This window comes from Streptomyces niveiscabiei, assembly GCF_001419795.1.
GTDB classification, from domain to species: Bacteria; Actinomycetota; Actinomycetes; order Streptomycetales; family Streptomycetaceae; genus Streptomyces; species Streptomyces niveiscabiei.
In genome coordinates, this window is sequence record NZ_LIRL01000983.1 from 1 (window position 1) to 7,785 (window position 7,785).

General features: G+C 72.6%; 9 protein-coding genes and 1 pseudogene. 5 read left to right on the forward strand and 5 right to left on the reverse strand.

Annotated features, from left to right (window positions below):
* Positions 1-491: 491 nt before the first annotated feature.
* Entirely contained in the window at positions 492-788 is a 297-nt protein-coding gene (locus AOK24_RS46860; RefSeq protein ID WP_240554317.1) for a hypothetical protein, read from the reverse strand.
* Positions 789-847: 59 nt separating this feature from the next.
* Between AOK24_RS46860 and AOK24_RS46865 the strand changes: the two genes are divergently transcribed.
* Complete coding sequence (locus AOK24_RS46865; RefSeq protein WP_079057214.1) at positions 848-1,051, forward strand: hypothetical protein; 204 nt, start codon at positions 848-850, stop codon at positions 1,049-1,051.
* On the opposite strand, the gene AOK24_RS38285 is transcribed toward AOK24_RS46865, so the two are convergent.
* On the reverse strand, positions 984-1,535 hold the full coding sequence (locus AOK24_RS38285; protein WP_055724548.1) for a MerR family transcriptional regulator: 552 nt from the start codon (positions 1,533-1,535) through the stop codon (positions 984-986). The genes AOK24_RS46865 and AOK24_RS38285 overlap by 68 nt on opposite strands.
* Positions 1,536-1,600: 65 nt before the next feature.
* Between AOK24_RS38285 and AOK24_RS38290 the strand changes: the two genes are divergently transcribed.
* The gene (locus AOK24_RS38290; RefSeq protein WP_055724549.1) at positions 1,601-3,040 is read left to right on the forward strand and encodes an MFS transporter; all 1,440 of its coding nucleotides are present in this window, start codon (positions 1,601-1,603) and stop codon (positions 3,038-3,040) included.
* A gap of 10 nt (positions 3,041-3,050) precedes the next feature.
* Here the strand turns inward: AOK24_RS38290 and AOK24_RS38295 are convergent, their stop codons facing one another.
* Positions 3,051-4,265 carry a lactonase family protein gene (locus tag AOK24_RS38295; RefSeq protein ID WP_107104147.1) on the reverse strand — a complete coding sequence of 405 codons (1,215 nt, stop codon included), beginning with the start codon at positions 4,263-4,265 and terminating at the stop codon, positions 3,051-3,053.
* A 311-nt stretch (positions 4,266-4,576) separates the two neighbouring features.
* Between AOK24_RS38295 and AOK24_RS38300 the strand changes: the two genes are divergently transcribed.
* The 3 genes from AOK24_RS38300 to AOK24_RS38310 are packed head-to-tail and all read left to right on the forward strand — an operon-like array spanning position 4,577 to position 7,244.
* Positions 4,577-5,713: a molybdopterin-dependent oxidoreductase gene (locus tag AOK24_RS38300; RefSeq protein ID WP_420876723.1), complete on the forward strand. Its 1,137-nt coding sequence runs from the start codon at positions 4,577-4,579 to the stop codon at positions 5,711-5,713.
* The gene (locus tag AOK24_RS38305; RefSeq protein ID WP_055724551.1) at positions 5,710-6,138 is read left to right on the forward strand and encodes a hypothetical protein; all 429 of its coding nucleotides are present in this window, start codon (positions 5,710-5,712) and stop codon (positions 6,136-6,138) included. Before AOK24_RS38300 ends, AOK24_RS38305 begins: the two co-directional genes overlap by 4 nt.
* A 53-nt stretch (positions 6,139-6,191) precedes the next feature.
* Positions 6,192-7,244 (forward strand): NAD-dependent epimerase/dehydratase family protein, encoded by a 1,053-nt coding sequence (locus AOK24_RS38310; protein ID WP_055724552.1) that lies wholly within the window; start codon positions 6,192-6,194, stop codon positions 7,242-7,244.
* Between the two features lie 105 nt (positions 7,245-7,349).
* On the opposite strand, the gene AOK24_RS51700 is transcribed toward AOK24_RS38310, so the two are convergent.
* The coding region (locus tag AOK24_RS51700) for an ATP-binding protein (RefSeq protein WP_338060973.1) at positions 7,350-7,488 on the reverse strand (139 nt) is incomplete at its 5' end.
* A 2-nt stretch (positions 7,489-7,490) separates the two neighbouring features.
* Positions 7,491-7,785, reverse strand: a pseudogene (locus tag AOK24_RS51705) (sensor histidine kinase); the annotation flags it as partial.

Here is a 7,785-nt window from a genome sequence, read left to right on the forward strand (position 1 = left end):
ACGCCGATCTGCACCAGCTCGCCGAGGCTCTTGACGCCGATGGGGGCGGCCTTGCAGTCCTCCCCGTCGAGGTAGACGGCCTTCAGGTCGGTGGGGATGTCGGCGTTGACGATGCGGCCCGCGTCGTCAACGCCGAGCATCCGCCGCACCCGTACCAGCCCGAGCCGTCCAGCAGCGCGGAGGGAGGAACAGATGACGTGGCGGGTCCGTCGGGCATGTGCACTCTCTCGGTCGGCGGAAGGCGAGGGCCGTGGCTGCCGCGTGTGCCGGCCGGCACCCCCCTCACCAGGCATTTCGGCGTGTACGGCACCAACTGTGCGGCACCCGGCGCGGCCCAAAAAGCGCTCGGTCTTCGTACTACTGCTGGTGGTACGTCCGGCAGTGGCAGCCAGCGTTCGACCAGGTCACGGCGGGATGCTCGGCGGCGATGGCGGTGCGCTGCGTACGACCACCTTCACGAGAACAGAATTCTCATATAGAAAGAAGTAACATCACGTCATAGTGAAGAGCGTTCTGGACCTGCAACAGCACGGTGGCCAGGAGGAGTTGGAGGATCTCGGCGGACACCGCCTGCCGGGGACGACCGGACTCCGCCCGCCGGGCAGGGTGGACAGGGCGGCGTACTCGGGGCGGGCGCCCAGCTGCCGGCACCCCGGGCCGTACCACTCCTTCACCCACCGGTCGGCGCTGCTGGTGTGGGGCGGGAAGGCCGACGTGAACAGCAGGTGCGTGCAGTTCGTGGTGCCCGGTCGTACGAAGCTCTGCACCTGGCCCGGCTCGACGAGCATGGAGACACCAAGGAGGCGCAAAGCCGCCTCTACCATTCCCGCACGGCCAGGAGCACCCCATGAACGGCACGGTGACGGTCCTCGGCAAGCCGCTGGACCGTCTGATCAGCGCCCACGCTCATACGGGCCACTACAACGACGCCGACCGCGTCGACCTCGGCGGCGCCCAGGGCGACGGCCGGGGCCTGCTGGTCGTCAACTTCCGGTTTCAGCCCACCGATCCGGTGCTCCCGTTCGACGGGGTGCGGGTTCACGTCCGGTAGAGATCACGGTCGTCGCCGCCTTGACAAGGACAAGGCGATGCACAGGTGGGGACCGGGTCCAGGCGGTTGCGGTCAGTATGTGGTCGATCTCGTCGGCGAGGTAGGGGCACTGGTCGACGGGGTGGGTGCTGGGGCAGGTGAGGAGGTGGCGGAGGTAGGTGCGGGCGCGGTTCAGGCGGGTGAGTTGTTCTTCGCAGTCCGCGAGGCGGCGCTCGGCGGAGGTGTGCCAGTCCTGGTCGTCGCGCCCGCCCGCGATGAGCGCGGCGATGTCGGGCAGGCTCATCATCGCCGTCCCCTGCATCAGCTGGATGAGGGCGATCCGGCGGAGGTCGGCTGCGCCGTAGACGCGGCGGCCGGCGTGCCGCGCGGGTGCGAGCAGCCCCTCCTTCTCCCACCAGTACAGCGTCGAGACGGCGACGCCGAAGCGGGAGGCGACCTCGCCGACGCCATGGGCGGGCGCACCGTTCGAGCCGTTGGTTGACATGAAGCCGACTTTAGGTCGCACCGTGGACTCCCCGCAATTGACAATCATTTCCGAAAGGGAGATTCGTGTCTCATCACCGCGGAGGACCCGCCGGCCCCGACTGGCGGCTGCCCGCAGGGCTGTTACTCGGTGCTTTCCTCGCGCTCCTCGACGTCTCGATCGTCACCGTCGCCCTGCCCGACATCGGCGCCGATCTGAACGCAGGCACGTCCGGCATGCAGTGGGTCATCGACGCCTACACCCTGCTCCTCTCCGCGCTGCTGCTCTCCAGCGGCGCGGTGGGAGACCGGTACGGCAGGAAGCGTGCCTACCTGATCGGCGTGGCCGTCTTCACCGTCGCGTCGGTGGGCTGTGCGCTGGCCCCGACGGCGGGCGTGCTCATCGCGGCGCGGGCGGTGCAGGGCGCGGGTGCCGCGCTGATCTTCACCGGGACGCTGTCGAATCTGGTGCAGGCGTATCCGCAGCCGCAGGCGCGGGCCCGGATGCTGGGGTTGCAGGGCGCGGTGGGCGGCGCCGCGGTCCTCGCCGGTCCGCTGCTCGGCGGCGTACTCGTGGACACGGTCGGCTGGCGCGGCGTCTTCCTGATCAACCTCCCGGTCGGCGCGGTCACGCTGTGGCTCGCGCTGCGTGCGGTGCCGGAGAGCTCCGACCCGCAGCACGCGGTGCTCGATCCGCTGGGACAGGTGCTCGCCCTCGCGGGGCTCGGCGCGCTCACGTACGGGCTGATCGAGAGCGGCGTCCACGGCTGGGCGTCGGCATGGACCATCGGATCGCTCGGCGGTGGGGTGGTGGCGCTCGTGGCGTTCTTCGCCGTGGAGCGGGCGAGCCGGCGGCCGATGCTGCCGACCGGGCTCTTCCGTGACGGCTCGTTCACCGTCCCCAATGCCGCCTCCTTCGTGCTCGGTTTCGGAACCAGCGCCGTCTTCTTCCTGCTCTCCCTGTATCTGCAACAGGTGCGCGGTTATTCGGCCCTCGGCACCGGTCTGCGCTTTCTGCCGCTCACCGTCGCGATCTGGCTGGTCGCCCCGTACGCCACCCGCCTGTGCGCGCGCTACGGAACGGCCCGGATCATGTCGGTCGGGTACACGGTGTCCGGCGCCGCGCTGATGGGGCTCACCCTGCTCGGCACCGACACCGGCTTCGGTGTCTTCGCCGCGCTGACAGTCGCCCTCGGCGCGGGCATGGGGGCGTCCATCGGCCCGACCCAGCTGGCAGGCGTCGCGGCCCTCCCTGTCCAGCGCTCCGGGCTGGCATCGGCCTGCATCAGCACCACCCGCCAACTGGGTACGGCCATGGGCGTGGCCGTACTCGGCCTGGTCATCGCCGAGCAGGCCGGCACCGACTCCGCCCGCCCCGGATACGCCGACGGGTTCATGCGCGGGCTGCACCTCAGCGGGCTGGCGGCGGGCGCGGCGACCCTCGCGGCGGCGCTGGTGGGCGTCCACGGCCGGGCCAAGGCCGCTGCCGCGCCCGCCCCGGCCACGGCGGCGGATGCGCGTCGGTGACGCCGGCCCCCTACACCGCCGTGATGCCTTCCATGCCGGATTCGGCGAAGGCGGGCAGCCCGGTGACGGTCGTGACCTTCTTGAGCGAGCCGTCGTGGCCTATCCGGAAGCCGTCGACCGTGCCGGAGGTGGCGTTCTGCACGTACAGGAACCGGGCGTCGGCGGTCACGGCCAGGTCGATGACGCCCTGGGAGCGGGGCGAGGGGGGTGTGGCGACGCCGGTCTTGTCGGTGAGGGCGAGTTTCCCGGCCTGGTCGGTGCGGTAGCCGGTGACCGTGGAGTTGCCGGTGTTCCCGCCGTAGAAGAAGTCGCCCGCGCGCTCCAGCCAGCACAGGGTGTTCTGGCCGTTGGGGAGGGGCTTCTGGACGACCTTGAGGGTGCCGTCGTGCCGTACCCGGTAGGTGCTGACGGTCGACTTCTCCGCCTCCGCGACCAGCATGCGGCCGGTCTTGTCGAAGGTGATGGCGAACGGGACGCCGCCGGCCGAGGGGGTGGTCACCGCCCGGTGCGCGGGGCGGCCGTCCTTGCGCAGGGGGAACACCTCGATCGTGTTGGCCGACTTGGTCGTCACGACCAGCTCGTGCCCGCCCGGGGTGAACGCGATCTGGCCGGGCGAACCGGTGAACAGCGGGACCTTCTCGTTGCGCAGTCCCAGGGAGCGGCGCGAGCCGCTCAGCGGGGTGAGGCCCCGGGCCGTGAGGCGGAAGCCCTGGACGCTTCCCTCGCCGCCCGCGTTCATCACGTACGCGAGGCCGCCCGACACGGTGATGGACGCCGGGAAGTCGCCGCCGGAGCGCACCACTTGACGGTCGGTGAGCTTCTGGCCCGTGACCCGGAACGTGGTGACCGTGCCGCTGCCCGCGTTGACCGCCAGCAGCCGTCCCGACGGGGCGTCGTAGACCAGCGAGCCCTGGGAGGCGAGGGAGTCGGTGGGGGCGTCCACCTGGTCGCCGCCCTTGCCCCCGGTGGCGTACGTGCCCGCGCCGGTCAGGGTGCCGTCGTCGCCCCGCCGGAAGACGTGGATGGTGTTGCCGGCCAACTCGTTGCCCTGGACGAACACGGCGTGGTCGGCTCCGGCCCGCGCCGGAGTCCCCTCGCGGTGCGCGGGCTCCCCCGCCGAGGCGAGGTTCATCGTCGCGACCGCCGCGCCCGTCGCGAGAACGGCGGCTCCGGCGATTCCCAGCCGGGTCTTGAGAGGTGAACGACGCCTGGTGTGCCTGCTCATGGGGATTCCTCCAGTCCTGGCCGGCCGCCGATGGCGAGTGGCCGGCGGAGCCAGAGTGGCCCGTGCGACGGGGGAACTTCGAGGATTCCGGGGCCGCGTCATGCTCTCGTAAGAAGTGGCGAGGACGACACGGAACCCGTCGGGGCCCACAGCGACGGCATCTTGGTGAGCCTGGCCACCGGCCGCGCACCGCTGCACGCGCACGCACTGCGCACCGGCACCGACGTACCGCTCTCGCGCGGCGGGAACGTCCGTGTTCCGTAAGGGTTCGGTTGTTCCGGTGCGGCCGTGGGCGCAGTGGGATGGAGGGTATGAAATTCAGGCTCTCCCCGCCGGTGTTCAAGGGCGCCCTGCACGACGCCCGTACGGCGACCTCGATCGGCCGGTGGCTGGGCGCGGCGTTCGCCGTGTGCTTCGTCACCGGGTTGGTCAGTCATGTCATGCAGCATCCGCCGGGCTGGCTCGCGGGCGGTATCCCGAGCCGGCCGTCGTGGGGGTACCGGCTGACGCAGGGGCTGCACGTCGCTTCGGGTATCGCGGCGGTGCCGCTGCTGCTGGTGAAGCTGTGGGCGGTGTATCCGCGGCTGTTCGCGTGGCCGCCGGTGAAGTCGGTGCGGCACGCGATGGAAAGGGTGTCGGTCGCGGTGCTGGTGGCCGGTGCTCTGTTCCAGCTGGCGACGGGGCTGCTGAACACGGCCCAGTGGTATCCGTGGCCGTTCTCCTTCGTGCCGGTGCACTACGCGGTGGCGTGGCTGGTCGCGGGGGCGCTGCTGCTGCATGTCGCGGTCAAGGCGCCGCAGATCGCGGCGCACTGGACGCGCCGGTCGCCCGGAACAATGGCCCTGCCGGCGCCGGACGGGCCCGACCGGCGCTCGTTGCTGGCTGCGGTGGGGACGGCCGTCGGGGCGGTCACGCTCACCACGGTGGGCCAGTCGTTCACCCCGCTGAAGGACGTCATCCTGTTCGCGCCCCGGCACCCGGACCACGGACCGCAGGGGCTGCCGGTGAACCGGACCGCCGCAGCGGCCGGGGTGGGCCGGATCGCCGCAGAGGGGTACCGGCTGACGGTGGCCGGTCCGACGCCGTACACCCTGACGCTGGACGACCTGCGGGAACTGCCGCAGCACAAGGCCGAGTTGCCGATCGCCTGCGTGGAGGGCTGGAGCGCGTCGGCGCACTGGTCCGGCGTACGGGTCGTCGATCTGCTGGAGCGGGCCGGGGCGCCGGCGGGGGCGCGGGTCCGGGTGGTGTCGTTGCAGGTGCGGGGCGCCTACCGGGTGTCCGAGCTGGGGCACGAGCACGCCCGTGATCCGCTGACCCTGCTCGCCCTGCGCCTGAACGGCGAGGACCTCGACCCCGACCACGGCTACCCGGTGCGGCTCATCGCCCCGAACCGGCCGGGCGTGCAGCAGACCAAGTGGGTCGGCCGGCTGGAGGTGCTGGCGTGAGGACGCTACGGGTGACGGCGGGTGTGGCCGGCGTCGTACTGATGGGTGTCGGGGTGTCGCTGCTGGCGGAGGTCCGTGAGCTGCCGGACGTGCTGCTGTGGCTGGGCGGGGCGGTCGTCCTGCACGACGCGGTGCTCGTCCCCGTGGTGCTGCTGGCCGGGGTGCTCCTGGTGCGCGGCGGTGTGCGCGGGCCCGTGCGGGGTGCCCTGCTGGTCGCGGGCGCGTCGACGGTGGTGGCGCTGCCGGTGCTGCTGCGGCCGGGGCGGACGGCGAACGCGTCGGTGCTGCCGCTGGACTATCCGCGCAACTGGCTGATCGCCATGGTGGCCGTGGCGGTGGGGACGGTCCTCGTGTGGGCCGTGCGCGGGGCCGTGCGCCGGCGCCGGTCGTCGGGTCGCGGGAGGGAAAGGGTTACGAACCCCTGACGTCCCCGGTGCGGACGGCCCGTCGGCGGGGCAGCGGCTCTACGGTCGGGGGCATGTTGATCCTGGTCACTGGAGGTGCGGGCTTCATCGGCTCGCACATCGTCACCGCTCTCACCGACGCCGGGCACGAGGTGCGCGTCCTCGACGCCCTGCTGCCCGCCGCGCACCGTGAGCCTCCGCCGGTCCCCGCCGGGGTGGACTGGCGCCACGCCGACGTCCGCGACGGGGCGGCGGTGGCCGACGCGCTGCGCGCCGTGGACGCCGTGTGCCATCAGGCCGCGATGGTGGGCCTCGGCAAGGACTTCGCCGACGCCCCGGAGTACGTCTCCTGCAACGACCTCGGCACCGCCGTCCTCCTTTCCGGCATGGCCGAGGCCGGGGTGCGGCGGCTGGTGCTGGCGAGTTCGATGGTGGTCTACGGCGAGGGGCGGTACGTGTGCGCACGGCACGGCGTCGTGCGGCCCGGGGCGCGCCGGGTGCCGGACCTGGAGGCGGGGTGCTTCGAACCCCCCTGTCCGTCCTGCGGCGATCCGCTGGTCTCCGGTCTGGTGGAGGAGGACGCTCCGGCCGATCCGCGCAATGTGTACGCGGCCACGAAACTGGCCCAGGAGCACTTGGCGGCGTCCTGGGCGCGGGCGACCGGCGGCCGGGTCGCGGCGTTGCGGTACCACAACGTGTACGGGCCGCGGATGCCGCGGGACACGCCGTACGCCGGGGTCGCCTCCCTGTTCCGGTCCGCGCTGGCGCGGGGCGAGGCGCCGCGTGTCTTCGAGGACGGCGGGCAGCGGCGGGACTTCGTGCACGTCCGGGACGTCGCCGGCGCGAACCTCGCGGCCCTGGACGGTGTGGACGGGGTGCCGGGGGGCTCGCTGCGGGCGTACAACGTCGGCAGCGGGGACCCGCGCACGGTGGCGGAGATGGCCGGCGCCCTGGCCCGGGCCCACGACGGTCCGGAGCCCGTCGTCACGGGCGAGTACCGGCTCGGCGACGTCCGCCACATCACCGCCTCCTCGCGGCGGCTGCGCGAGGAGCTCGGCTGGCGGGCGGGCGTCGAGTTCGCGGAGGGGATGACGGAGTTCGCGGCGGCGCCCCTGCGCGCGACGTGATCCATGCGCGCGGCAGCAACCCTGCGGGCGAGGTGATCCTTGCACGCGACAGCACCCCTGCGGGCGGGACCGGCGCCGATGCGGCCCGGTCCCGCCCGCTCGCGGTCAGACCGCCGCAGGCAGGCGTACCTCGAACCGGCAGCCGCCGGGCACGTTGCGTACCGCCGCGCGCCCCTGGTGGGCCTCCACGATGCCGCGCACGATGGCCAGTCCGAGTCCGGCGCCGGCCGGCGGGGTGCGGGCGNNGCGGATCGCGTTGACCAGCAGGTTGGCCAGGACGCGGGACATCTCCCGGCCGTCGACCTCCACGGGGACGGGTTCGACGCCGTGGCCCACGAGCCGTACGCCGTGTTCCCTGGCCAGCGCGTCGACGCCGGCGATGGCGTCGCCCACGAGGTCGTAGACGGACATCCGGTTGAGGGACAGGGCGAGGACGCCGGCCTGGATGCGGGAGAGTTCGAACAGGTCGCCGACCATGGCGCTCATGCGTCCGACCTCGGAGCGGATGCGGGCGAGGTAGACGCGCGGGTCGTCGGCGATG

Excerpts from the sequence above, each read along its gene's own strand:
- AOK24_RS38300 (WP_420876723.1), top strand. The coding sequence starts at position 4,577 with ATGAAATTCAGGCTCTCCCCGCCGGTGTTCAAGGGCGCCCTGCACGAC.
- AOK24_RS38310 (WP_055724552.1), top strand. The coding sequence starts at position 6,192 with ATGTTGATCCTGGTCACTGGAGGTGCGGGCTTCATCGGCTCGCACATC.
- AOK24_RS46860 (WP_240554317.1), bottom strand. The coding sequence starts at position 788 with ATGCTCGTCGAGCCGGGCCAGGTGCAGAGCTTCGTACGACCGGGCACC.
- AOK24_RS38295 (WP_107104147.1), bottom strand. The coding sequence starts at position 4,265 with ATGAGCAGGCACACCAGGCGTCGTTCACCTCTCAAGACCCGGCTGGGA.
- AOK24_RS46865 (WP_079057214.1), top strand. The coding sequence starts at position 848 with ATGAACGGCACGGTGACGGTCCTCGGCAAGCCGCTGGACCGTCTGATC.
- AOK24_RS38285 (WP_055724548.1), bottom strand. The coding sequence starts at position 1,535 with ATGTCAACCAACGGCTCGAACGGTGCGCCCGCCCATGGCGTCGGCGAG.